21 protein-coding genes are annotated in these 25,039 nt (G+C 71.0%); 15 read left to right on the top strand and 6 right to left on the bottom strand.

Annotated elements, in window-relative coordinates:
* Positions 1 to 22: 22 nt before the first annotated feature.
* Together QNO21_RS10325 and QNO21_RS10320 are read right to left on the bottom strand one after the other, a co-directional pair.
* Positions 23 to 715, bottom strand: a complete 693-nt coding sequence (locus QNO21_RS10325; RefSeq protein WP_257495566.1) for a response regulator transcription factor — start codon at positions 713 to 715, stop codon at positions 23 to 25.
* A gap of 274 nt (positions 716 to 989) precedes the next feature.
* A complete protein-coding gene (locus QNO21_RS10320; RefSeq protein WP_257517866.1) occupies positions 990 to 2,135 on the bottom strand; it encodes an ROK family transcriptional regulator in 1,146 nt (381 codons plus the stop codon).
* A 103-nt stretch (positions 2,136 to 2,238) separates the two neighbouring features.
* Here QNO21_RS10320 and QNO21_RS10315 point away from each other — a divergent pair, with 103 nt between their 5' ends.
* The 6 genes from QNO21_RS10315 (at position 2,239) to QNO21_RS10290 (ending at position 9,635) form a co-directional block, all read left to right on the top strand.
* Entirely contained in the window at positions 2,239 to 3,630 is a 1,392-nt protein-coding gene (locus tag QNO21_RS10315) for an ABC transporter substrate-binding protein (protein ID WP_257517865.1), read from the top strand.
* 140 nt (positions 3,631 to 3,770) lie between these two features.
* Positions 3,771 to 4,658 (top strand): carbohydrate ABC transporter permease, encoded by an 888-nt coding sequence (locus QNO21_RS10310; RefSeq protein WP_257517864.1) that lies wholly within the window; start codon positions 3,771 to 3,773, stop codon positions 4,656 to 4,658.
* Entirely contained in the window at positions 4,655 to 5,560 is a 906-nt protein-coding gene (locus QNO21_RS10305) for a carbohydrate ABC transporter permease (protein WP_257517863.1), read from the top strand. Before QNO21_RS10310 ends, QNO21_RS10305 begins: the two co-directional genes overlap by 4 nt.
* Before the next feature lie 21 nt (positions 5,561 to 5,581).
* Positions 5,582 to 6,634 (top strand): zinc-dependent alcohol dehydrogenase, encoded by a 1,053-nt coding sequence (locus QNO21_RS10300; RefSeq protein ID WP_257517862.1) that lies wholly within the window; start codon positions 5,582 to 5,584, stop codon positions 6,632 to 6,634.
* The gene (locus tag QNO21_RS10295; RefSeq protein WP_257517861.1) at positions 6,631 to 7,911 is read left to right on the top strand and encodes a glycoside hydrolase family 36 protein; all 1,281 of its coding nucleotides are present in this window, start codon (positions 6,631 to 6,633) and stop codon (positions 7,909 to 7,911) included. Before QNO21_RS10300 ends, QNO21_RS10295 begins: the two co-directional genes overlap by 4 nt.
* Positions 7,908 to 9,635: an alpha-amylase family glycosyl hydrolase gene (locus tag QNO21_RS10290; protein WP_257517860.1), complete on the top strand. Its 1,728-nt coding sequence runs from the start codon at positions 7,908 to 7,910 to the stop codon at positions 9,633 to 9,635. Before QNO21_RS10295 ends, QNO21_RS10290 begins: the two co-directional genes overlap by 4 nt.
* Before the next feature lie 248 nt (positions 9,636 to 9,883).
* On the opposite strand, the gene QNO21_RS10285 is transcribed toward QNO21_RS10290, so the two are convergent.
* On the bottom strand, positions 9,884 to 11,557 hold the full coding sequence (locus tag QNO21_RS10285; RefSeq protein ID WP_257517859.1) for a DNA repair helicase XPB: 1,674 nt from the start codon (positions 11,555 to 11,557) through the stop codon (positions 9,884 to 9,886).
* 77 nt (positions 11,558 to 11,634) lie between these two features.
* Here QNO21_RS10285 and QNO21_RS10280 point away from each other — a divergent pair, with 77 nt between their 5' ends.
* Positions 11,635 to 11,925, top strand: coding sequence for a DivIVA domain-containing protein (locus tag QNO21_RS10280; RefSeq protein ID WP_257517858.1), 291 nt, complete (start codon positions 11,635 to 11,637; stop codon positions 11,923 to 11,925).
* A gap of 1 nt (position 11,926) precedes the next feature.
* Here the strand turns inward: QNO21_RS10280 and QNO21_RS10275 are convergent, their stop codons facing one another.
* Positions 11,927 to 13,633 carry a helicase-associated domain-containing protein gene (locus QNO21_RS10275; protein ID WP_257517857.1) on the bottom strand — a complete coding sequence of 569 codons (1,707 nt, stop codon included), beginning with the start codon at positions 13,631 to 13,633 and terminating at the stop codon, positions 11,927 to 11,929.
* Between the two features lies 1 nt (position 13,634).
* Positions 13,635 to 13,901 (bottom strand): multidrug ABC transporter ATPase, encoded by a 267-nt coding sequence (locus QNO21_RS10270; RefSeq protein WP_257516885.1) that lies wholly within the window; start codon positions 13,899 to 13,901, stop codon positions 13,635 to 13,637.
* A gap of 102 nt (positions 13,902 to 14,003) precedes the next feature.
* Here QNO21_RS10270 and QNO21_RS10265 point away from each other — a divergent pair, with 102 nt between their 5' ends.
* Together QNO21_RS10265 and QNO21_RS10260 are read left to right on the top strand one after the other, a co-directional pair.
* Positions 14,004 to 14,387 (top strand): cold-shock protein, encoded by a 384-nt coding sequence (locus QNO21_RS10265; protein ID WP_257517856.1) that lies wholly within the window; start codon positions 14,004 to 14,006, stop codon positions 14,385 to 14,387.
* Positions 14,371 to 15,012, top strand: a complete 642-nt coding sequence (locus tag QNO21_RS10260; RefSeq protein ID WP_257517855.1) for a DUF3027 domain-containing protein — start codon at positions 14,371 to 14,373, stop codon at positions 15,010 to 15,012. The genes QNO21_RS10265 and QNO21_RS10260 overlap by 17 nt, the downstream gene beginning before the upstream one ends.
* Positions 15,013 to 15,074: 62 nt before the next feature.
* On the opposite strand, the gene serC is transcribed toward QNO21_RS10260, so the two are convergent.
* Positions 15,075 to 16,187, bottom strand: a complete 1,113-nt coding sequence (gene serC / locus QNO21_RS10255) for a phosphoserine transaminase (protein ID WP_257517854.1) — start codon at positions 16,185 to 16,187, stop codon at positions 15,075 to 15,077.
* Between the two features lie 108 nt (positions 16,188 to 16,295).
* Here serC and QNO21_RS10250 point away from each other — a divergent pair, with 108 nt between their 5' ends.
* The 6 genes from QNO21_RS10250 to QNO21_RS10225 all read left to right on the top strand — a co-directional run bounded on the left by QNO21_RS10250 (position 16,296) and on the right by QNO21_RS10225 (position 24,978).
* Complete coding sequence (locus tag QNO21_RS10250; RefSeq protein ID WP_257513667.1) at positions 16,296 to 16,997, top strand: iron-dependent transcriptional repressor DtxR; 702 nt, start codon at positions 16,296 to 16,298, stop codon at positions 16,995 to 16,997.
* 362 nt (positions 16,998 to 17,359) lie between these two features.
* Entirely contained in the window at positions 17,360 to 18,151 is a 792-nt protein-coding gene (locus tag QNO21_RS10245; RefSeq protein WP_257513668.1) for a M23 family metallopeptidase, read from the top strand.
* 313 nt (positions 18,152 to 18,464) lie between these two features.
* Positions 18,465 to 18,962, top strand: coding sequence for an HNH endonuclease (locus QNO21_RS10240; RefSeq protein WP_257513670.1), 498 nt, complete (start codon positions 18,465 to 18,467; stop codon positions 18,960 to 18,962).
* Positions 18,963 to 19,216: 254 nt separating this feature from the next.
* Complete coding sequence (imuA', locus tag QNO21_RS10235) at positions 19,217 to 19,921, top strand: DnaE2-dependent mutagenesis accessory factor ImuA' (RefSeq protein ID WP_374211393.1); 705 nt, start codon at positions 19,217 to 19,219, stop codon at positions 19,919 to 19,921.
* Positions 19,918 to 21,453, top strand: a complete 1,536-nt coding sequence (locus tag QNO21_RS10230; RefSeq protein WP_257517853.1) for a DNA polymerase Y family protein — start codon at positions 19,918 to 19,920, stop codon at positions 21,451 to 21,453. The genes imuA' and QNO21_RS10230 overlap by 4 nt, the downstream gene beginning before the upstream one ends.
* Before the next feature lie 30 nt (positions 21,454 to 21,483).
* Positions 21,484 to 24,978 carry an error-prone DNA polymerase gene (locus tag QNO21_RS10225; protein ID WP_257517852.1) on the top strand — a complete coding sequence of 1,165 codons (3,495 nt, stop codon included), beginning with the start codon at positions 21,484 to 21,486 and terminating at the stop codon, positions 24,976 to 24,978.
* The last annotated feature ends 61 nt before the right edge of the window (positions 24,979 to 25,039 follow it).

The following is a 25,039-nucleotide window of genomic DNA, read 5'->3' as shown; positions in this document are numbered from 1 at the left end:
GTGTGCGGCTAGTGCCACGAGGTCACGCGGACTTGCCCGCCTTCAGCATGTAGCCGAAGCCCCGCTTGGTCTGGATGAGGGGCTCGGACGAGTGCGGATCGATCTTGCGCCGCAGGTAGGAGATGTAGCTCTCCACGATGCCGGCGTCGCCGTTGAAGTCGTACTCCCACACGTGGTCGAGGATCTGCGCCTTGCTGAGCACCCGGTTGGGGTTGAGCATGAGGTAGCGCAGCAGCTTGAACTCGGTGGGGGAGAGGTCGATCGACACGTCGCCGACGAGCACGTCGTGGGTGTCCTGGTCCATCGTCAGCTCGCCTGCGCGGATGATCGACTCCTCGTCGGCCTGCATCGTACGGCGCAGGATCGCCTGGATGCGCGCGACGATCTCGTCGAGGCTGAACGGCTTGGTGACGTAGTCGTCGCCGCCGGCGTTGAGGCCGGTGATCTTGTCCTCGGTCTCGTCCTTCGCGGTGAGGAAGAGGATGGGCGCGGTGTAGCCGGCGCCGCGCAGACGCTTTGTGACGCTGAAGCCGTTCATGTCCGGCAGCATGACGTCGAGCACGATCAGGTCGGGTTCCTCTTCGAGGACGGCCGAGATGGTCTGCGCGCCGTTTGACACGGCACGCACCTGGAAACCTGCGAAGCGCAGGCTCGTGATGAGCAGGTCGCGGATGTTCGGCTCATCGTCGACGACAAGGATGCGAGGCGCGGTCATGCCCTCATTATGGCCACGGAACCCATGCGCTGTCTGGACATCGGTCGGAGCGCCCGTCATGCGGTATGGCGACCGGGTGTCTGCGGAGCAAGCCGCGCCGGGCCCGACCAAGGGCCAGCGGCCGCCGCAGGCCTCGGCGCCGGCCCGGATGAGGGGATCTGCCGGAATGCGGATCCTTGCGGCCCAAGGGACCGCATCTGGGCGGATCTCCTCGTTACGGCAACGGGGGTCGTCGGTGCCAGGGCGCCGCGCGGACGCGCGGTCGCGGGCGGGGCTATGCGCCCAGCGCGGCGTTCACGGCGCCGGCGGAGTACTCCCGCTCGACCACGAGGGTCGCGAGCCCCACGATCGCGGCGCGCTCGCCGAGGGTGGATTGGCTGATGGCCAGGTGCCGTGTCGCCCGCGGGAGCGAGCGGGGGTAGAGGGTCTCCCGCACGCCGGCCAGCAGCGGCGCCGATGCGAGCATGCCGCCCAGTACGACCTCGGCCGGGTTCAGCAACGTGACCACCGTCGCGACCACCTCGCCGATCACCCTGCCGGCAGCCTGGGTGAGCCGCGCGGCGTCGGCATCGCCGGCGGCGAGGTACGCGCCGACATCCGAGCCGGAGGTCGCGGGCTTGCCGAGCGCGCTGAGCTTGCGGGCGACGGCGCGACCGGATGCCACGGCCGCGAGACAGCCGTGCGCTCCGCACTGGCACGCGTCGTCGTCGTGGCCGGCGAGCTTCACATGACCGATGTCGCCCGCCCCGCCGTCGGCGCCGCGGTAGACCTGGCCGTCGAGGATGATGCCGGTGCCGATGCCGGAGGACACCTTGATGAAGCACAGCGAGCGGGAAGCAGGGTGGGCGCTGCGCTGTTCGCCGAGGCCCGCAGCATCCGCGTCGTTGGCGACGAGCACCGGCGCGCCCAGTGCGTCACGCAGGTGGTCGCCGACCGGGTAGGCGTCCCACCCCGGCATGATGGGGGGCTGGCTGGGGCGCCCGCTGTCGGGATCGACCGGTCCCGGGATGCAGATGCCCACACCGCCGAGCCGCTCCGCGCGCCCGTTCGCGTCCAGGATGCCGCGGGCACTGTCGACGATGGCGTTGAGGGTGCGATCGGGGCCATCGGCGACGGCGACCTCTACGCGTTCCTCGGCGGTCACGCGACCGGCGAGATCAGTGAGGGCGACGGTGGTGTGGGTCGTGTCGACCGTCGCGATCACGAGCGAGGCGCGCGACGTGTTGAACTCCAGGCGTCGCGATGGTCGGCCGCCGGTGACGCGATCAGTCCCATTCTCGATGACGAGGTCGGCGTCCCGCAGGGCGTCGACGCGCGCCGACACCGTCATCCGCGACAAGCCTGTCACCTCGAGGATTTCCCCGCGGGTGACGGCGCGACCGCTGCGCACCAACTCGAGGATGTCACCGGGTCCCGGCATGGAGTCTCCCTACTTATGCTTGACAGCTAGACATTACACGCCTAGTTTCTAGGCATTACGGCGCCTGGCGCCACCGGCAACATCCAGCGCAAGGAGGCGCGCGATGAAGACTCGTGCCACAGCAGTCACGATATCGGCGGCCTGCGCCGTGATCCTGCTCGGTGGGTGCACCGCCGGCAGTGACGACGGCGGGGGCGACGGCGGCGGCGCGCTGACGTTCTGGGTGCAGGAGGACCTGCCCGATCGGGTCGCCGCCACCCAGGAGATCGTCGACGCGTTCACGGCGGACAGTGGCATCGAGGTGGAGATGGTGTCGGTCGCCGAAGACCAGTTCAGCCAGCTGATCACCTCCGCAGCCGCGGCGGGCGATCTGCCCGACGTCATCGGCGGCATTTCGCTGCCGCAGGTGCGGACGCTCTCGGCTAACGAGCTGATCGACACCGACGCCGTCGCTGCCGTCATCGACGCCCTCGGCCCGTCGACCTTCTCCGAGAAGGCTCTCGAGCTCACGGCCGACGGCGACATGGCGCTCGCCGTGCCGAGCGAGTCCTGGACGCAGATGCTCTACTACCGCACCGATCTGTTCGACGCGGCGGGACTCGATGCGCCCGACTCGTATGACGCCATCCTGGAGGCGGCGGCGGCCCTGGACAGCGACGAGGTGGCCGGCTTCGTCGGTGCGACGGCGCCCGGCGACGCGTTCACCGAGCAGACCTTCGAGCACATCGCACTCGGCAACGGCTGCGAACTCGTCGATGACGAGGGCGAGACCCAGCTCGATTCGGATGCCTGTGTGGCGGCATTCGACTTCTACGGCGACCTGGTCACGAACTACTCGGTGCCGGGTGCGCAGGATGTCGACACCACCCGCGCGACCTACTTCGCCGGGGATGCCGCCATGTTCATCTGGTCGAGCTTCGTGCTGGACGAGCTTGCAGGGCTGCGAGAGGATGCCAAGCCGTCGTGCCCGGAGTGCGTCGACGATCCGGCGTTCCTGGCGGCCAACACCGGGGTCGTGACCGCGATCGCTGGCCCCGATGCCGATGCGCCCGCGCAATTCGGAGAGATCACGTCGTGGACCGTGACCGAGGGGGCGGACACCGAAGGGGCCCAGACATTCATCGAGTACATGATGAGCGACGGCTACGAACCGTGGATCGCCATCGCGCCGGAGGGCAAAGTGCCGGTGCGCACCGGGACATCCGACGAGCCGACCCTGTACGCAGACCTCTGGAGCACGCTGCCTGCGGGGGTCGACACGAAGGCGCCGCTGTCGGATTTCTACGCACCGGAGGTGCTCGAAGCCGTCGCCGCCGGCCCGGAGGACCTCGCACGCTGGGGCATCACCCAGGGTCAGGGCACCCTGCTGGGCGCGCTGCAGGGCGAACTGCCCGTCGCCGAAGCGGTCAGCCAGGTGGCGCAGGGCGACGACCCGGCCACAGCCGCAGCGAACGCCGCAGAGGCGGTGCGCGCCGTCGCGGAGTCGATCCAGTGACCCAGGTGGCCGGGGGGCCGGGGCTCGTCGGCGCGGCTCCGCGCCCACCGGCGCCGCCGACGCCGGGTGGAGCCTCCCGCGCGCGCCGGGGACGCCGGTCGAGGCGGAGCGCGGAGGAGAATCGCGCCGGTCTGCTGCTGATGTCCCCGACGCTCATCATCGTGACCGTCGCGGTCGTGCTGCCCATTCTGTGGGCCGTCGCCCTGGCCTTTCAGGACGTGCGGCTGATCAACATCCGTGGCACCGGGTTCTTCGGCGAATACACCCTGGAGAACTTCGCCAACGTTCTGACGTCCCCCGGATTCCTCGGCGCGTTGTGGACGACCCTGGTGTATTCGGTGTGCGGCACGGCCCTGGCCGTCGGCATCGGGCTCGTCGCCGCGCTCGCGCTGCGCTCGCCCTTCCGGGGACGCGGCTTCATCCGGGCGTCGCTGCTGCTGCCCTATGTCGCTCCAGTCGTGGCGGCCACCTTCGTCTGGTCGACCGCGCTCAATCCGCAGTACGGCATCGTCAACTGGTTCGGAACGACCGTGCTCGGCTGGGCCGAACCGGTCGCGTTCCTCTCCGACCGCGCCCTGCCGGTGTCGATCTTCGGGTGGCAGGTGGACCTGCCTGTCGCGCTCATCACCGTCATCTGCTTCGAGGCGTGGCGGTCCTTCCCCTTCGCCTTCCTCTTCCTCACCGCGAGGCTCCAGGCCGTTCCGGAGGTGCTCGACGAGGCCGCCCGCATCGACGGCGCGACCCCCACGCAGCGCTTCCGGCACATCCTGCTCCCGCAGCTGCTGCCGACGATCGCCGTGTTGTGCGTGCTGCGGTTCATCTGGACCTTCAACAACTTCGATGACATCTACCTGCTCACCGGTGGCGGTGCCGGCACCGAAGTGGTGTCGGTGCGCGTCTTCGACTACCTGACGGCGCGAGGGGACATCGGCGCCGCCGCCGCACAGGCGCTGCTGCTCGCCGCCATCCTCGCGGTGCTGGTCGGGCTGTACCTGAAGCTCTTCGGCCGGCAGGAGGAGCAGGCATGACCACGGCGGTCGGCAGACGCAGCGCATCGCCCGGGTTCAACCGCGATCGCTTCGAGATCGTGCTGTTCGGCATCCTGCGCCCGATCGTCATCGTGGTACTCCTGCTCGCTGCCGTGGTGCCGTTCTACTACATGGTGCTGCTGAGCTTCCGGTCGCTGGACTCACTGCTGCAGAATCCCGGCGCCCTGTGGATCTCCGTCGACGAGTTCAACCTCGGCACGTACTTCGAGGTCCTCGCCCCCGTCGCCGATGGGGGACAGGGGTTCGTCGTGTTCATGCGCAACTCGCTTCTCGTGGCGCTCGGCACGGTGGGCCTGACTCTGCTCGTGGCCATCCCGGGGGCCTACGCCATCAGCCGTCTGGAGTTCTTCGGCCGGCGCCAGGTCTCGGGATTGTTCCTCGCGGTGTACTTCTTCCCCAGCATCCTGCTCGCCGTTCCGCTGTTCGTGTTCTTCACGCAGATCGGTCTGCGCGGCTCGCTCGTGGGACTGCTCATCGTGTACGTGTCTCAGGTCGTCGCCGTCTCGATCTACACCCTGCGCAACTACTTCGCGACGATCCCGGTCTCACTGGAAGAGGCCGCGGCGATCGACGGCTGCAGTCGGCTGCAGATCATGCGCCGCGTCAGCCTGCCCCTCGCGATGCCGGCGATCGTTTCCAACGGCCTGTTCATCTTCATGATCGCGTGGAACGAGTTCCTCTTCGCCTTGCTGTTCCTCGTCGAGCGGCGTGATTCCTGGACGGTGTCGCTCGGGCTCTCGCAGCTGTCCGGCAGCATCGAGGTGCCTACAACCGTGCTGATGGCGGGGTCGGTGATCCTGACGCTGCCGATCATCGTGCTGTTCTTCGCCTCGGAGCGGCTGCTCGTCGGCGGTCTCACCGCCGGCGCGGAGAAGGGGTAGCGCCTCGGCGCGGATGCCGCTGTGCCCCAGATCGTGCAGTTCACCGCCCCGGGCGTGGTCGAGCTCGTCGAGACGGATGCCATGCCTCTCGGGCCCGGAGACGTGCGGGTGCAGACCCTGTACTCCGGCATCTCGGCCGGAACCGAGCTCACCGCGTATCGCGGGACGAACCCGTATCTCACCTCGACGTGGGATGCGCAGCGGCGGTTGTTCGTCCCCGGCGAGCCGAGCTTCGGGTATCCGGTGCAGGGCTGGGGGTACTCCGAAGTGGGGCGGGTCTGCGAGGTCGCGCCGGACGTGACGTCGCTGCGCGAGGGTGACATCGTCCACGGCATCTGGGGACACCGCAGCGACGCGGTGCTGCCGGCATCCGCCCTCGACTGGCGGGTGATGCCGGCGGATGCCGATCCGATCCTCGGCACGTTCGCGCGGGTCGCGGCGATCGCGCTGAACGCCGTGCTCGCCGCTGAGGTGCGGCTCGGGGAGCAGGTCGCGATCTTCGGGCAGGGCGTGATCGGGCTCCTGGCGACGCGGCTGACGGTGCTGTCGGGCGCGCGCGTCGTGGCCGTGGACACCCTGCCGGAGCGGCTGGCGGTCGCCCGGGATTTCGGTGCAGACGTGACCGTCGACGCCACGGAGCAAGGCGGTGCCGGCGCAGCTGTCAGAGCGGCATCCGACGGGGGCGTCGACAGCGCGATCGAGCTGTCGGGCTCGGATCGGGCCCTGCACGAGGCGGTTCGGTCGGTCGTGCCCGACGGTCTCGTGGCGGCAGTCGGGTTCTACCAGGGCGGTGCGCCGCAACTGCGGCTCGGTGAGGAGTTCCACCACAACCGGGTCCGCATCGTCGCAAGCCAGATCTCCGGCGTGCCCGCAGGCCTGGTCGGCCGCTGGAGTCCCACGCGCCTCGTACAGACCGTCATGCGGCTGATCTGCGCCGGGGCCATCGACGCCGGCGCGCTCGTGACCGATGTCGTGGACGCCGAGGACATCGCGGCGACGTTCCAGCGGCTGGACAGCGGGGAGCGCGGCATGCTGCAGGCGGTGCTGCGGTTCGGGCAGGCGGGACAGAAGTGACCGTCGTCGACGAGGTGCCGGTGTCGTCGCGGGCGCAGGTGTACGCGGAGGGCTGGCAGAGCTGGAGTCCCACCGGTTGGTATCGGCGGGAAGACGCCGTGCCGCGGCCGGCGGAGACGTGGGAGCACCTCATGCGCTTCCGCCCCGGCGTGCCCGTCGCCGCGCACGGCGTACAGGGTGAGGGATTGCTGGTGGTCGATCCGCGGGACGGTTCCGCGGTACGCGTGTACTGCGCGGTGGATGCCACCGCGGCGGTGCCGTCGATCCGCGCCGAATGGCGCGACGACCACGTCGTCGTCGACGCGACAGGGCCGGTGTGGTGCGGGGAGGTCGGGGCCGACGCCGGGGCTGCGCTGGCCGCGGTGGGCGAACGGATCGGGACGGCGGCCGGCGCGCGGACGACCGCGGTGGTGCCTCGGGTCTGGTGCACCTGGTACCGGTATTTCGAAGCGGTGACGGCCGCCGACGTCAGCGAGAACCTCCGCGCGATCGACGCGCTGCGGCTGCCGGTCGACGTCATCCAGATCGACGACGGGTGGAGCCTCGGCACGGGGGAGTGGACGACCCCCAAGCCCGCGTTCGGAGCGCTCGGCGCCACCGTCGACGCGATCCGTCAGAGCGGCCGCCGTGCCGGTCTGTGGCTCGCGCCGTTCACGGTGGGTGCCTCCTCGGATCTGGCCCGCCGGCATCCGGATTGGCTCACCGGCCCTGCCGGCCGCAACTGGGGCGACGACCTCTTCGGGCTGGACCCCACCCACCCCGGCGTCATCGATCACCTCGCGGGGGTGTTCACCTGCGTGCGGGACACCGGGGTCGACTACCTCAAGCTCGATTTCCTCTACGGCGGCGCGGTGCCGGGGCCCAGGCACGACCGCGATGCCTCCGCGATCTCGGCCTACCGGCGCGGCCTGCGGCTCATCAGAGAGGTGATGGGGGAAGGGACGTACCTTCTCGGCTGCGGCGCGCCGGTGCTGCCGAGCGTAGGGCTGGTCGATGCGATGCGCATCTCGCCCGACACGTTCCACGAGGGCGGCGAAGACGGGTCCCAGGGTCTTCGCGGTCGTACGTCGCTGCGGGCGAGGGCGTGGCAGCACGGGCGACTGTGGACGACCGACCCCGACTGCCTGGTAGCACGCCCGCAGTTCGCGCTCCGGGAGGAGTGGGCGCGTGAGGTGTTCGCCGCCCCAGGACTGCGCGGCTTCTCCGACCGCATCGAGGAGCTCGACCAGCGCGGCATCCAACTCGTCCGGCAGCTGCTGCAGGGGACACCGGCATGATCGACAGGCAAACCCTGCGGGCGAGGCTCACACCGCTGGTGACGCGGCTCTACCCGGATCAGGCATCCGAGGTGCTGTCCGGACTGCTCGCGCTCGCCGAGCGTTGGGCGCCCGTGCTGCCATCGGCGCCCCGAGCTCGGCCCGATCAGGGAACCGCGTACCTGATCACCTACGGGGACGCCTTCCGCAGGCCCGGGGAACCGCCGCTGCGCACGCTCGCCACCGTCCTGCGGGAGCATGTCGGCGACGCCATCACCGACGTGCATCTGCTTCCGATCTATCCCTGGACATCGGACGACGGGTTCGGCGTGGTCGACCACCGTGAGGTGAACCCCGACCTGGGTTCCTGGGACGATGTCGCAGACCTGCGGTCCGATCATGCCCTCGCGCTGGACTTCGTCGCCAACCATGTCTCCAGTGCGAGCCCCTGGTTCCGCGGCTGGCTCGCGCGTGATCCGCGGTTCGCGGGTTACTTCCTCGAGCCGGGTCCCGAGTTCGACACCTCCCGCGTGGTACGTCCGCGGACGACACCGCTGGTGCACGAGTACGACCGGCCCGACGGCACAGTGGCGCGTGCGTGGACGACGTTCGGACCCGATCAGATCGACCTCGACCCCCGGACGCCGGCGGTGCTCCTGGAGCTGACCGACGTGCTGCTCGGATACCTCGCTCACGGGGCGTCCACGGTGCGCCTGGATGCGATCGGGTTCCTCTGGAAGGAGTCGGGATCCACCGGCATCCACCTGCCTCAGACCCACACCGTCATCCGGATCTGGCGGGTGCTCGTGGATGTGCTGGCGCCGGGCACCCTGCTGCTGACCGAAACGAACGTGCCCCACGCCGACAACATCCGCTACTTCGGCGACGGGTCGGATGAGGCGCACATGGTGTACCAGTTCGCCCTTCCCCCGCTCGTGCTGCATGCGTTCGTCACGGGGCGGGCGACGGCGCTGACGCAGTGGGCCGCGGGGATCGAGCCGGTCAGTCCGACCGCGACCTGGTTCACCTTTCTCGCCAGCCATGACGGGATCGGCCTGCGGCCCACCGAGGGGCTGCTCAGCGACGATGACCGGGCGCTGCTGGTGGAGCGCACGCTCGCTCGCGGCGGACGGGTGTCGATGGCGCGTCGCCCTGACGGCAGCAGCGGCGTGTATGAGCTGAACACCAACTACCTCGATGCGCTGGTCGCGCCCGACAGCGTCGATCCCGACGGCGACGCGGTGGCACGCGGCTTGGCGGCGCATGCCATCCTGCTGTCGCTGGTGGGAGTGCCGGCCATCTACTACCACTCGCTGCTGGGGTCGGGACAGGACGAGACCGGCCTGGCGCAGTCCGACATCGCGCGCCGCATCAATCGGGAGGTGCTGGATGCCGACCGGCTGCGGGACGAGTTGCGGTCGTCCCCGCGGCGCGCGGGCATGCTGGCGGGGCTGCGGCGGCTCCTCGCCGCGAGGCGGGCATTACCGGGGCTGTCACCTTTCGCGTCGCAGGTCGCGGCGTCCCTCGACGATCGGGTGGTGGGGATCCGCCGGGCAGCGGGGACCGCCGACGAGGTGCTGGCGGTCGCCAACGTCAGCGGCGACGAGGTGCAGCTGCCGTCGGTCTCCGGGACGGACGTGCTCACCGGCATCCGACACGAGGGCCTGCGGCTGGGCCCGCATGGGTACGCGTGGCTCGTGGCCGAGCCGCCGGCGGGCGCCACCGCGCGTCGGAACTCAGGCTGAGGAGCCGGACGCCGCCGGATCCGGCCGCGGTCTGCTCGTGAGGCTGAATTCCGACAGGGGATCTCGCGGGTGGGTGGGCGCCGTGGGCGGTGCCGCCGGCCCGAATGAGGGGATCTGCCGGAATGCGGATGCCTGCGGCCCGAGGGACCGCATCCGGGCGGATCTCCTCATTCCGGCAACGGGAGCCAGCCGGCGCCCGGCGCGGCGCCCGCGCGGCGCAGGGGCGCCGCGGGGCCCCGCAGCCCGCGTCAGGCGCCCAACGCCGCCCGGCCCGAGACCTGCTCGGCATCCAGGATCGTGTACGAGTACCCCTGCTCGGCGAGGAACCGCTGCCGGTTCTGCGCGAAGTCCTGGTCGACGGTGTCGCGGGCGATGAGCGTGTAGAAGCTCGCGGTGTGCCCGTTGGTCTTCGGCCGCAGCAGCCGGCCGAGGCGCTGGGCCTCTTCCTGGCGGGAACCGAACGATCCCGACACCTGGATGGCGACGGATGCCTCGGGGAGGTCGATCGAGAAGTTCGCGACCTTCGACACCACCAGCACCGGCACCTCGCCGACCCGGAACTGCTGGTACAGCTGCTCGCGCTCGTCGACGGGCACGGCGCCGGTGATCTTCGGCGCCCCGAGCGCCTCGGCCAGTTCATCGATCTGGTCGAGGTACTGCCCGATCACCAGGATCTGCTCGCCCTCGTGGCGGGCCACGAGGTCGCGCACGACATCGATCTTGACCGGCGCCGTCGCGGCGATGCGGTAGCGGTCTTCGTCGGCGGATGCCGCGTACTCCAGCCGCTCGTCGACGGGCAGGTCCACGCGCACTTCGTAGCAGATGGCGGGGGAGATGAAGCCCTGGGCCTCGATCTCCTTCCACGGTGCATCGAACCGCTTGGGCCCGATGAGGCTGAAGACGTCTCCCTCGCGGCCGTCCTCGCGCACGAGCGTCGCCGTGAGACCGAGCCTGCGTCGGGCCTGCAGGTCGGCGGTGAGCTTGAACACCGGCGCCGGCAGCAGGTGCACCTCGTCATAGACGATGAGACCCCAGTCGAGGGCGTCCAGCAGCGACAGGTGGGCGTACTGGCCCCCGCGCTTGGCGGTGAGGATCTGGTAGGTGGCGATGGTGACCGGCTTGATCTCCTTGAGCTGACCGGAGTACTCGCCGATCTCCTCTGGCGTGAGGCTCGTGCGCTTGAGCAGCTCGTCGCGCCACTGCCGGGCGCTGACGGTGTTGGTCACGAGGATCAGGGTCGTCGTCTTCGTCTGGGCCATCGCGGCCGCGCCCACGAGCGTCTTGCCTGCGCCGCAGGGGAGCACCACGACGCCGGACCCGCCCTCGTGGAAGGTGTCGACAGCGGTGCGCTGGTACGGACGCAGCGACCAGCCGTCCTCGGCGAGGTCGATGGGGTGCGGGGTACCGGGGGTGTAGCCGGCGTGGTCCTCGGCCGGCCAGCCGATCTTCAGCAGCTCCTGCTTGATCTGCCCGCGCGCCCACGCATCGACGACGAACGTGTCGGGGGTGGGGCGGCCCACGAGCAGCGGACTGATGCGCTTGTTGCGCGAGACCTCGGACAGCACGGCGTTGTCGGTCGAGCGCAGCACGAGCACGCCCTCGCCGAAGCCCTCGACGTCGGCGCGCTCGATGACCAGGCGGCCGTAGCGGTTGACCGTCTCACGCAGGTCCATCGACACCGATGCCGGCACCGGGAACCGTGACCAGCGCTCGAGGGTCGCGAGCATGTCGTCGGCGTCGTGGCCGGCGGCCCGCGCGTTCCACAGGCCCAGCCGGGTGATGCGATACGTGTGGATGTGCTCGGGGGCGCGCTCGAGCTCGGCGAAGATCGCCAGTTCGTGGCGCGCGGTCTCAGCGTCCGGGTGGGCTACTTCCAGCAGCACCGTCCGGTCGCTCTGCACGATGAGAGGGCCGTCAGCCATAACGTGCAAGTCTAGTCCGCGCGCGGCGGGGTGAGGTCGCCCGCCCGCCGCCCGCGTCTGTCCGTTACCCTCGCGGGATGCACAGCTCCGAGCTCCGCCGCGTCAGCTTCCCCGCGGGCACGCGCACCGGCCTGTTCCGCGTCGAGGGGTTCGCCGCTCCCGACGTCGACGACTTCCTGCAGGAGTGCGAAGTGGCGCTCGGTGCCCACGAAGAGGGCCGCGTTGCGCGCCTGACCAGCGAGGACGTCGTGACGAAGGGGTTCCGCACGTTCGTGCGCAAGGCCGGCTGCTACGACATGGATGCCGTCAGCGAGTTCCTCGACCGGGTCGCCGACGCACTTCGCCAGCACGAGCAGCGCGTGCCCTGACTCAGAGGGCGCGCACCGCCTCGATGCTCGCCACCGGCAGGGTGCGTTCGACATCGGCCGCCTTGTCGCGCCCGCGCAGGCGTCCGCCGCCCAGGCCGCTGGCCTCGAGGGTGAAGTCGCGGCTGCTGCCGTCGGGAAGGCGCACCGTGACGGTGATGAGCGCCTTGGCGCGCACGGCCTGTTCGAGCTCGCGACCGAGCCACGCGGCATCCGAGTCGGACTCCCGCGCCCCGCGCAGCCGCCCGATCAGCGGCTCGTACGGGCTCGCCGTCGGCGGGGCCGGGGGAGCGGCCAGCTTGTGACGCAGCACGGTGCGGGTGTGGCCGGAGGTGTCCTCCATGCTCACGGGGTAGCGCGCGTCGGCGAGCGCCCAGAACACTGCGTCGGCGTTGGAGCGCGATGTCAGGCCTTCGGAGTGCCGCATGAGGGCCAGAGACCGCAGGGCCTGGTCCACGGCGAGCGTGTCGAGCACGGCGCGGTCGTCGCTGCGCACGAGCGTGACACCGGATGCCGGGTCCTCGACGACCCGGATCAGGCCGTGCCGTGCGGCGGTGCGCTCGATCTCGTATGCCAGGGGCTGGGGGAGGCCGGTCAGCGAGAGCGCGGTGAGAAAGTCGCGCAGCGACTCGGCCGTTTCGCCGCCCGTGATCGCCGCCCCGATGGAATCGGGCGTGAACCGGTAGCTCGAGGCCTGCGCGCGGGACTCGCGCAGCGCCATGGTGCGCAGGCGCATGTCGAGGTGCGGCGCCAGCGGCCCCGGGGCGATGGCCGTCAGGTCGTTCTGCAGGAAGACGCGGTCTACTTCGGGTGGCAGCAGGCTGCGGAGCGCATCGAGGTCGGCGTCGCCGCCGGCGGCGAGTCCGCGAGCCCAGGGGGCACTGGAGCCGTCGGGGCCGATCAGGGCCCACCGGTGCAGCAGCGAGCGCCACTGCTCGGCGCGCGCGGGCCAGGTCGGGTCGAACGGATACGCCTGTGCCCACTCGGCGGGTGACGACCAGCCGCCGTCGTCGGTGCGCAGGGCAGCCGGCAGCGCGTCGCGCAGGCGGCGTGCGACCTGGTCCCAGCGTTCGACCGTCCCCGCCTGGAGCCACTCCAGGCCGTCGGCGGTGACGAACCATTCCTTGTCGGTGGGGGCGGTGAGGCCCGCCACCGACGACAGGGCCACGAGTTCGTCTGCGGTGGCGGCATCGGTGACGATGCCGGCATCCATCAGCCGTCGACGCTCGGTCGCGCCCAGCGCGCCCGAGCCGATGCGCGAGAGCGGCGTGGTCAGCGCGAGCTGCAGGATGTCGGCGAGGGTCGCGGCGGCGGTGAAGGCCCGTTCTGCGGCCGCGTCGGCGGGCTCCGGATCGGGTCGAGGTGCCTCGGAGGGCGTTGCGGCGGGAGGCGCGGCCGCGATCGCCTGCACGACGGCGCGGTAGACGGTGCCGTCGGGGGCGGCCAGGGCGCGGGAGATCAGTGCCGACCGTGCCGGTTCGGCCACGGTGCCGCCCTGCGCGGCGACGAGCGCCTCGGCGAGGGGCCGGGGGAGCGCAGCGAGGGCACGCGCGAGAGGCGCGGCATCCTGCACACCCTCGGCCGCGTCGAAGAAGTCCGCCCACGTCGCCGACGGCGAGATGCCGCGTTCGGTCAGCAGCGCGGTGAGCGCGGCATCGTCCTGCCCGGCGAGCCAGCTCGCCAGAACACGGGAGTCCGCCGAATGCGCCACGTCAGCCTTCCCTGTTGGCACGAGCCCTTCGTGCGAAGCTCATGATCAGCAAAGCGATCAGCAGGACGAACGCCACGGGCGGGGCGAACCAGACCAGCGCGCCCACCGTGGGCCACAAGCCTTCGCGCATGTCGGCACCGGTGGCGGAGCCGATCATGATCGCCAAGAACGACACGATCGACAGCAGCAGCAGACCGAAGGACATGTACGCCAAGATCCGGTCGATCCTGCGGACCGGCACCTCTCCGCGTGAAGTGGGTGTGCTCATCGGCACCAGACTACTGCGTGGTCGGTACCGGTAGGCTTTGTTTGGGGCCGATTTGGCCGCATTTCGTCCTGCCCGTCACGGGCACGATTCAGTGGAGTTCGCATGCCCACCGGCAAGGTCAGGTTCTACGACGACGAGAAGGGGTTCGGCTTCATCTCCGCCGATGACGGCCAGGACGTCTTCCTGCACGCCTCCGCCCTCCCCGCCGGCACGACCGGCCTCAAGCCGGGCACCCGCTTGGAGTTCGGCGTCGCCGACGGCAAACGCGGTCTGCAGGCGCTGTCGGTTCGCGTGCTCGAGGCTCCCGTCAGTCTCGCCAAGCGCTCCCGCAAGCCCGCCGACGACATGGCGATCATCGTCGAAGACCTCGTGAAGCTGCTCGACGACATCGGCGGCGATCTGCGCCGGGGGCGTTACCCCAATGGCTCGCACGCCAAGAAGGTCGCGGCCGTGCTGCGCAAGGTAGCCGATGACTTCGAAGCCTGAGCCTGCCGACGAGCGGCTGCTCCACGCGCACGACCTCGCCCGCGCGGCCCTGCGCGAAGTGACGCCGGACGCCACGATCGGCGACGCCGCCGGCTACACGGTCGAAGACGGCGGAGTCGTCTCGCTGCGCTTCAACAACCGCATGCCGGGATACCCCGGCTGGTTCTGGACCGTGAGCATCGCCGTGGTCGAAGGCTCGGATCCGACCGTGCTCGAGGTGGAGCTGCTTCCCGGCGACGGTGCGCTGCTGGCCCCCGAGTGGGTGCCGTGGGCGGTGCGCCTGGCCGACTACCAGGCCGCGCAGGCGGCTGCGGCCGCGGCGGCCCTCGAAGCGGGCGAGCTGCCCGACGCGGATGCCGACGAACGCGACGCCGATGAGGACGACGACGTCGACGACCTCGACGACCTGGATGCCGCGGACTTCGACGAGGACGGCTCGGCGATTCTGCACGGCGGCGACCTCGACGGGGTGGACATCGACGAGCTCGACGAGAGCGTGGTTGTCGACGAAGACGACGAGGACGACGAAGACGAGGACGACGACGACGAGGACTCGGACGACGAGGACGACGACGACTCGGACGACGAGGACTCGGACGACGACGAGGACGACGGCGTCAGCTGAAGCCCTAGCTCCGGCGAGCACGCGCCCGAGGTCCGGCGCGTGCTCGACGGCGTTCCCTCGGTTCAGAGGTTGTCGACGACCATCTCGATGCAGCGGGTGAGCTGACGCACGTCGGCGGGCTCGATCGAGACGAACGTCGCCACGCGCAGCTGGTTGCGGCCGAGCTTGCGGTAGGGCTCGGTGTCGACGATGCCGTTGGCGCGCAGGACCTTGGCGACCTCTGCGGCATCCACCGAGTCGTCGAAGTCGATCGTGACGACGACCTGCGAGCGGTCGGCCGGGTCGGCCACGAAGGGCGTCGTGTATGACGTCGCCTCGGCCCATTCGTAGAGCACCGTCGACGACTCGCGCGTGCGCGCGTCGGCCCACTGCAGTCCGCCATTGCCGATGATCCAGTCCAGCTGGTTGTCGAGCAGGTACAGCGTCGTCAGCGCGGGGGTGTTGAGCGTCTGGTTCAGGCGCGAGTTGTCCAGCGCGTTCTTCAGGCTCAGGAACTCGGGGATGTACCGACCGGATGCCGCGATGCGCTCGATCCGCTCGATCGCGGCGGGCGAGACGAACGCGAACCACAGGCCGCCGTCGGATCCGAGGTTCTTCTGCGGCGCGAAGTAGTAGACGTCGGCCTGGCTGACCGAGCAGTCGATGCCGCCGGCGGCGCTGGTGGCGTCGATGACGGTGAGCGCGCCGTCATCGCCGCGCACGCGCTGCACGGGCGCCATGACGCCGGTGGAGGTCTCGTTGTGTGGCCAGGCGTAGACGTCGACGCCCTCGAGCGGCTCGGCGACGGCCCGGGTGCCGGGCGCGGCCTTGCGCACGTCGGGCGCCTGCAGCCACGGGGTGGTGGCCGCGGCGGCGAACTTGCCGCCGAACTCGCCGAAGACGAGGTTCTGGCTGCGGTTCTCGATGAGGCCGAAGGCGGCGGCATCCCAGAAGGCGGTCGAGCCGCCGTTGCCCATGATGACCTCGTAGCCGTCGGGCAGGCGGAACACCTCACCGAGGTTGGCGCGCACACTGCCGACGAGGCTCTTCACCGGTGCCTGCCGGTGGGAGGTTCCGAGAAGCGCCAGCCCTGGGCCGACGAGCGCTGCGATCTGGTCGGCGCGCACCTTCGAGGGGCCGCATCCGAAGCGACCGTCGACGGGCAGGATCTCTCGGGGCAGCGTCACGTGGGCCATGTGCCGATTCTAGGGCCGTGCCCGGCGGCTTCCCGGCCGCTCCGGAGTCGTATGACGGCCACGCGATAGGCTGGAAGGGCTGGCACCGCTCCTGACATCGAGGCTTTGATGACCGATCTGATCGACACGACCGAGATGTACCTCCGCACCATCCTGGAGCTGGAGGAGGAGGACATCATCCCCCTGCGCGCACGCATTTCGGAGCGGCTCGGGCACTCCGGCCCCACCGTGTCGCAGACCGTCGGACGCATGGAGCGCGACGGTCTCGTCGTCGTCTCGGAGGACCGGCGGCTGGAGCTGACGGATGCCGGCCGGCAGAAGGCCGTCGACGTCATGCGCAAGCACCGGCTTGCGGAGAGGCTGCTCAGCGACGTCATTGGCCTCGACTGGGCGTACGTGCACGAAGAGGCCTGCCGCTGGGAGCACGTGATGAGCGAGCAGGTGGAGCGCCGCCTCATCGAGCTGCTCGGCCACCCCACCGAGTCGCCGTACGGCAACCCGATCCCCGGTCTCGACCAGCTGGGCGACGTGCCGGCAACGACCTTCGACAAGGGCGTGGTGGGACTCGTTCGACGCCTCAACGCCGTCGACGCGCCCATTCGCGGCACCGTGCGGCGCCTGGCCGAACCGGCGCAGGTCGACCCCGAGCTGCTCATGCAGCTGCGGCTGGCCGGGGTCGTTCCGGGGGGAGTGGGGGACTTCCGGTTCAACGAGGGATACGTGCTCGTGCAGATGGACGGCAACGACGAGGCGCTCGAGCTTCCGGTCGAGGTGGCCTCGCACATCTTCCTCGTCGACGACCGCAGTTGAGCGGCACGGCGACGCCTCCCCAGCAGGTAGGTTCGGGCAGCTGTGCACCAGAGCGTGACATGTTCGTTATCTTGAGGTAGCGTCGGAAGAGTCCAACGGCGAGAAGCACGCCAACGGATACCACGGGGATCGCCTCTGCGGCTCGTCGTCCCCGAGGGAAACCCCGCAAATCTGTGCCCCGACACCGATTGCCGACGAGCCAGCGTCCACCCGGCGCCGAGGCGCCGGAGGGTGATTTGACCGAAAACCTTGATCTGTCTCGTGATGACGCTGAGATCGCTCCCACGGGGGCGACGCGCCGGACGCGCCTCGGTTCCACGCTGACAGCTTCGCGGCTGGTTCGCCGCCGTTCTGCGGCGACGGTGCCCGCCTCGCCGCTCGCCCGTCGCGAGAAGGCGAAGCCCGCTCGCAGCTTTGCGATCGTCGCCATGGTCGTCGGACTCATCGCCACTGTCGCGCTGCCCGCCTACGCCGCGACCACGCGCCCGGTCGACCAGGCCGAAGCGGTGACGCTGCACCAGGCGGCCGCCGACAACGCGCAGTCCCTCGTCGTCGCCTCCGAGGCGACGCCCGAGGCCCTCGATCGCTACAGCTACTCGGCGACGACGCCCGAGGAGATCGAGAAGAAGAAGGCCGAAGAGGCCGCTGCCGAGGCCGCCGCCGCCCGCGCCGCCGCGACCGCGGCTGCCGCCACCACCGCCCGCCGCACCGGATCGGTCGCGTCCGTCGACCTGTCGATGACGGCAGCGGGATCGGGTGAAGTGCGTTGGCCGGTCGCCTCGTTCAACTACCAGAGCTACAACCTCTTCGGCGGATACGCCGGGCACAAGGGATTCGACATGATGACGGGGACCGGCACGCCGATCTTCGCCGCGGCATCCGGTGTCGTCCGCACCTCGACTGACGGCGGCGGCAGCTACGGCGCCGTCGTGATGATCGACTCGGTCGTCGGCGGCCAGAAGGTCAGCACCACCTACGCCCACATGTCTTACGGCACCCGCGTCGTCTCGGCCGGCCAGACCGTGGAGGCCGGACAGCTGATCGGACAGGTCGGCCAGACCGGGTACGCGACGGCCCCGCACCTGCACTTCGAGGTGCAGGTCAACGGCTCGTACATCGACCCGCTGGCGTGGCTGCAGTCCAACGCCGGCTGACGACACGCGCACACCGTTCGAATCCGCGCTCCGGCGCCGGTGGGGTGTGGGTGGGTTAGCCTGATCCCGACGCTGAGAGAAGGCGGAGGGAAGCCGATGGGCGGCACACGACGCATCCGAACCACGGATGTGCTCGGGCTGTTCGCCCTTCGGCATCATGAGAGCGGATGCTGCGGCTCTGCCGCCGCGCCCCAGGCGCTGTCTGTGAAGACAGCGCCTTTTTTCATGCCCTTTTTCGTGCCCGCCGCCGATCGATCGTCACGTGAGTCGAATATCCGAGAATCCGTCCCGGCCATTCGAGAGGACATCGATTGTGCGCACACTGGTGCTGAACGCCGGCTACGAGCCGCTCGCCGTGGTCTCCTTCAAGCGGGCACTGGTGCTCGTGATGAACGACAAGGCCACCATCGTCGAACGCGTCGAGGGTGACCCGGTCTGGGCCGCGAGCGGGGCGTATGACCGCCCCGCCGTCATCCTGTTGACCCGCTACGTGCGGGTACCGGGGGCCCGCGCGGTGCCGGTGACCCGCCGCGGCGTGCTGCGCCGCGACGCGCACCGCTGCGGATACTGCGGCAAGACCGCGACGACCATCGACCACGTGCTGCCGCGCTCGCGCGGGGGTGCCGACTCGTGGGAGAACCTCGTGGCCGCGTGCGTGCGCTGCAACAACACCAAGGGCGACCGCACTCCGCAGGAGATCGGGTGGGAGCTGCGCCTCGTGCCCCGCGCCCCGCGCGGCGCACAGTGGACCGTGCGCGGCACCGAGCGTGCCGATCCGCGGTGGGAGCCGTACCTGGCGCTGGCCGCGTAGCGCAGGGGTTGCGGGGTCGGCTGGGGCGTTGCGGCATCCGCTCCTGTTACGGCATCCGCTCGCCGGCGCGCCCTCCGTTCCCCGGCGCCCCCGGGTGAGAAACCAGTTTTCGGATGAGAAACCACGCACTGCGGTGTTTCTCATCCGAAAAGTGGTTTCTCGTGCGCGGGGCGGCCCGCGAAGCGATGTCGGAACCCGAGCGTATCTTCGACCCTGACGTTGATGATCTAGAACATCCGTTCTAGTCTGTGTTGGTGAGGTCGATCGTGCGGAACCAAGCTGCGGCAGAAGACGTGCAGCGTCTGCGCGCCCAGCTCGAGCGCGTGCAAGGGCGGCGGATGGATGCCCCCGTGCTGCCGGCCGACCCGGCCCTCGCGGGCCTGCTCCCGGGGCGGGGGCTGCGGCCGGGGTCGGCATATTCGCTCGGACCCTCGCTCACGCTGCTGTCGGCGCTGCTGGCACCGCCCTCGCAGACCGGCTCCTGGTGCGGGGTGGTCGGCATGCCGGAGTTCGGCGCCGAAGCGGCCGAGCGGGTGGGGGTCGCCCTCGACAAGCTGGTGCTGATCCCCGAGCCCGGCACCCGGTGGCTGGCGGTCACGTCCGCCGTCGCCGAGGTGCTGCCGGTGGTGGCGGTACGCCCGCCTTCGCGCGCTCGGGATGCCGACATCTCGCGGCTGGCCGCCCGCCTGCGGGAGCGCGGCGCGGTGCTGCTGGTGCAGGGCACCTGGCCGCAGACCGAGGCGATGATCGACGTCAGCGACCCGGTGTGGTCGGGGGTCGGCGACGGCTACGGCTACCTCGCCGCCCGCGAACTCACCGTCACCGTCAGCAGCCGCCGCACCCCGGTGCCGCGCCGCGCGCGCGTGCAGCTGCCGGCGTCGTCGGGGCAGGTTGCCGCGGCATCCACTCCGGTGCCGCGCTCGGCACCGATGCCGCTTCCGATCCGGGCGGCGGGATGAGCACCGCACCCGATGCCCCCGTGCCCCGCACCCTCGTGCTGTGGCTGCCGGACTGGCCCGTCGTCGCCCTCGCCCGCGAGGCGGGGGTGGATGCCGCCGCGCCCGTCGCCGTGCTCGACAAGGGGGCGGTGGTCGCCTGTTCCGCCGCCGCCCGCGCCGAGGGGGTGCGCCGTGGCCAGCGCCGCCGTGACGCGCAGGCCCGTTGCCCGCAGCTGACGGTCGCCGACGCTGACCCCACCCGCGACCAGCGGGTGTTCGCCCCGCTCATCGCCCGCATCGAGGAGCTCGCCCCCGGGGTGCAGCTCATGCGGGCGGGATTGTGCGCGCTGCGCGCCCGGGGGCCGGCTCGCTATTACGGCGGCGAAGAGCGCGCCGCCCACACCCTGCGCGACGCGATGGGCGACACCGATGCCCGCATCGCCATCGCCGACGGCCCCTTCACCGCCGAGCAGGCCGCCCGCCGCACCCTCGCCGAGGCGCCGGTGCGCATCGTGGCGGCGGGGGAGTCCGCCGCCTTCCTCGCTCCGCTCCCGATCACGGTGCTCGACGAGCCCGACGTCGTCGACCTGCTGGGGCGGCTCGGTGTGCAGAGCCTCGGGCAGTTCGCGGCCCTCCCCGCCGAGCGCGTCGGCGAGCGGCTGGGGGAGCGCGGCATCCGCCTGCACTCCCTCGCAGCGGGGCGCGACTCCCGTCCCGTGCAGCCGCGCACGCCCCCGCCGGACCTCGACCGCGAGGTGGCGTTCGAGCCGCCGCTCGAGATCGCCGACCAGGTGGCCTTCGCCATGCGCGTCGCCGCGGAGGAGTTCATCGGCGCGCTCGGCGCCCTCGACCTCGTGTGCACCGAGCTGCGGGTGCAGATCACCGGCGACCGGGCCGAGAACAGCGAGCGGGTGTGGCTGCATCCCGGCGCGTTCACCGCCGGCGAGGTGGTCGACCGGGTGCGCTGGCAGCTGGGCGAGGCGGGGCTGCGCAGCGCCGTCACGCGGGTGCGCATCGCCCCCGAGACGGTGGATGCCGCCTCCCACCACGTGCGCTCCCTCTTCGGCGGCGGTCCGGACGAGCGCGTGCACCATGCCTTGTCGCGGGTGCAGGCGATGCTCGGGCATCGCGGGGTGGTGACCCCCGTCGTCGGCGGGGGCCGGTGGCTGAGCGAACGGCAGGTGCTGGTGCCGTGGGGCGACCGCCCGGTGGTGCCGCGGCCCCGCGAGCGGCCGTGGCCGGGGAGCCTTCCCGATCCGCTGCCGTCGACCGTGTTCGACCCGCCGCGGCCGGTGACGGTGATCGATGCCGACGGCGACACGGTGGCCGTCGGCGACCGAGACGCGCTGACGGCGCCGCCGGCGGTGCTGGTCGAGAGCGGCCGCCGCCGCCGCATCGACGCGTGGGCGGGGCCGTGGCCGGTGCGCGAGCGGGGGTGGGATGCCGCTCGCGCGCGGCGCGCCCACCGGTTCCAGGTGGTCGACGCCGAGCAGTCGGCGTGGCTGCTGGTGTGCGAGGCGGGCGACTGGTCGGCGGAGGGCCGCTATGACTGACCCCCGCCCGAAGACGACGGACCCCCGCTGATGGGCTTCAACAACCCCTCGGTGTCGTGGTCCGAGATGGAGCGGCTGCTCAGCGGCCGCAAGCCCGCCGGGGCCGACGGCGGCGACAGCCCCGCCTGGTCCCGCAAGCGCGGGCCGTACACGCCGCCGCCCATCGCCCGCCCCGACGACGTCGTGCCGTACGCCGAGCTGCACGTGCACACGTCGTTCTCGTTCCTCGACGGCGCCTCCTCCCCAGAAGAGCTCGTCGAAGAGGCCGAGCGCCTGGGTCTGCACGCCCTCGCCGTCACCGACCACGACGGGTTCTACGGCATCGTGCGGTTCGCCGAGGCCGCCGAGGCCCGCAGCGTCAAGACGGTGTTCGGCGCCGAGCTGTCTCTTGGGCTGCCCGGCCCGCAGAACGGCGAGCCCGACCCGCACGGCCGACACCTGCTCGTGCTCGCCCGCGGCGAGGAGGGCTATCACCGCCTCGCGGCGGCCCTCACCCACGCGCAGCTGGCCGGCGGGCAGAAGGGCCGCCCCGTCTACGACCTGCACGACCTCGCCGCCCGCGCCGGCGGCCACTGGGCGGTGCTGACCGGATGCCGCAAGGGCTCCGTCCGCGCCGCGCTCGCCGCCGAAGGTCCCGCCGGCGCCGCCCGCGAACTCGACCTGCTCGTCGACATCTTCGGCCCCGATGCCGTCAACGTCGAGCTGATCGACCACGGCGCACCGACCGACTCGCGGGACAACGACGTACTGGCATCCCTCGCCGCCGACCGCGGCCTGCCGGTGCTCGCGAGCAACAATGTGCACTACGCCGCCCCCGAGCGGGCCGATCTCGCCGCCGCCGTCGCGGCCGTCCGCGCCAACCGCAGCCTCGACGAGCTCGACGGGTGGCTCCCCGCGGGCGCCGGCGCGCACCTGCGCTCGGGCCGCGAGATGGCGCAACGCTTCGCCCGCTATCCCGGCGCCATCGCCCGCACCGTCGAGCTCGCCGACGAGCTGGCCTTTCCGCTGCGGCGCGCCAAGCCCGCGCTGCCGAAGCTCCCCGTCCCCGAGGGGCACACCACCATGACGTGGCTGCGGCACCTCGTCTGGGAAGCCGTGCCCCGCAAGTACCCCGACGCGACCGACGCCGACCGCGCCCGCATCGAGAAGGAACTCGGAGTCATCGAGCAGAAGGACTTCCCGGGGTACTTCCTCATCGTCCACGGCATCGTGCAAGAGGCACGCCGCCGCGGCATCCTGTGTCAGGGGCGGGGGTCCGCCGCCAACAGCGCCGTCTGCTATCTGCTGGACATCACGGCGGTCGACTCCATCGCCTACGACCTGCCGTTCGAGCGGTTCCTCTCGGCGCTGCGCGATGAGGAGCCCGACATCGACGTCGACTTCGACAGCGATCGCCGTGAGGAGATCATCCAGTGGGTCTACGCGACCTATGGGCGGGAGCGGGCGGCGCAGGTGGCCAACGTCATCCAGTACCGGCCGAAGAACGCCGTGCGCGACATGGCGAAGGCGCTCGGGCATTCGCCGGGGCAGCAGGATGCCTGGTCGAAGCAGGTGGAGCACTGGGGGCCGCTTCCCGAAGCAGACGCCGCCGCCGAGATGCACGACATTCCCGAGCGGGTGCTGCAGTATGCGACCGAGCTGCTGAAGGCCCCGCGACATCTCGGCATCCATTCGGGTGGCATGGTGCTGACCGACCGGCCCGTGGGCGAAGTGGTGCCGATCGAGCACGCGCGCATGGAGAACCGCACGGTCATCCAGTGGGACAAGGACGACGCGGCGTGGATGGGGCTGGTGAAGTTCGACCTGCTGGGGCTCGGCATCCTCGCCGCCTTGCAGTACAGCTTCGATCTCATCGCGGATGCCACGGGGGAGCGGTGGGAGCTGTCGACCCTGCCCAAAGAGGAGCAGGGCGTCTACGACATGCTGTGCCGGGCCGATTCGATCGGGGTGTTCCAGGTGGAATCGCGCGCGCAGATGGGCCTGTTGCCCCGCCTGCAGCCGCGCAGGTTCTACGACCTCGTCATCGAGATCGCGCTGATCCGGCCCGGGCCCATCCAGGGCGGGGCGGTGCACCCGTACGTGCGGCGCAAGCTCGGGCACGAGCCCGTGACCTACCCGCACCCCAAGCTGAAGCCGGTGCTGGAGCGGACCCTCGGCATTCCGGTCTTCCAGGAGCAGCTCATGCAGATGGGCATGGCCGTGGGCGGGCTGAGCGGAGCGGATGCCGACGTCCTCCGCCGCGCGATGGGCTCCAAGCGCGGCATCGAGCGGATCGATTCGCTGAAGAAGAAGCTGTACGCCGGCATGGCCGAGAACGGCATCACCGGGGACCTCGCCGATGACATCTACGCCAAGATCCAGGCGTTCGCGAACTTCGGGTTCGCCGAGAGCCATTCGCTGTCGTTCGCGCTGCTGGTGTACGCCAGCTCGTGGCTGAAGCTGCACTACCCGGCGGCGTTCCTCGCCGGACTGCTCCGCGCGCAGCCGATGGGGTTCTACTCTCCGGCCACCCTCACCGCCGACGCCCGCCGCCACGGCGTCGAGGTCCTCCGTCCCGACCTGTACCGCTCGGGAGTAGAGGCCGTCCTGGAGCCGGTGGGGGAGGCGGGCGCAGCGGCGGGGTCGCCGTCGTCGCCGGCACAGGAGGAATCACCGGAACAGGACGCTTCCGGGCGCAATCGTCCTGTCTTCGGTAGCCTGCCTGTCTCCGGGAGGGGGCCGACGGGGCGGGATGCCTGCACCGACCGCAAGCAACCCCCCGTCCCCGAGTTCGACCCCACCGCTCCCGACGAGTCCGCCGCGCACCGCCGCGACGGCGCCTTCGCCGTCCGCCTTGGCCTCGCGGCCGTCAAAGGCATCGGCCAACCGCTCGCCCAGCGCATCGTCGCCGAGCGCGAGGCCTCGGGGGAGTACCGTGACCTGCGCGACCTCGTGCGGCGCACCGGAGCGACCGCCGCCCAGCTCGAGGCCCTCGCCACCGCCGGGGTGTTCGGATGCTTCGGGCTCAGTCGCCGCGAGGCGATCTGGCTCGCGGGGTCGGCGGCGCAGGACCGCGCAGAGTTTCTCCCCGGCACCCTCGTGGCGGTGCAGCCGCCGCTGTTCTCCGACCCCACCAGCTACGAGGTGCTCGCCGCGGATCTGTGGGCCACCGGCATCTCCACCGATGACCATCCGCTTGCCCACTACCGGGCGAAGCTCGATGCCCGCGGGGTGCTCACCTCGGGCGAGCTGCGCACGCACGAGACCGGCCGCCGGGTGGAGGTGGCGGGCCTGGTAACGCACCGGCAGCGGCCGGCGACGGCATCCGGGGTCACGTTCCTCAACCTCGAGGACGAGCACGGTCTGGTGAACATCGTCTGCTCGGTGGGGGTGTGGAACCGCTATCGGCGGGTGCTGCGCGATGCACCGGCTCTCATCGCGCGCGGGTTGCTGGAGCGCTCGCCGGAGGGGGTGACGAACCTGGTGGCGGATGCCTTCGAGGATCTGCGGGTGGGGGTGATGCACCGGTCGCGCGACTTCCGGTGACCTGGCGCTGGCTCTCGGGTTGCTGCTCGGCTTGTGACGAGTTGCGACACAAGAGAAGCCG

This window comes from Microbacterium sp. zg-Y818, from assembly GCF_030246905.1.
Lineage (GTDB): Bacteria > Actinomycetota > Actinomycetes > Actinomycetales > Microbacteriaceae > Microbacterium.
The sequence above is the reverse complement of the archived record's forward strand: the minus strand, read 5'-3'. Positions and strand labels throughout refer to the sequence as shown.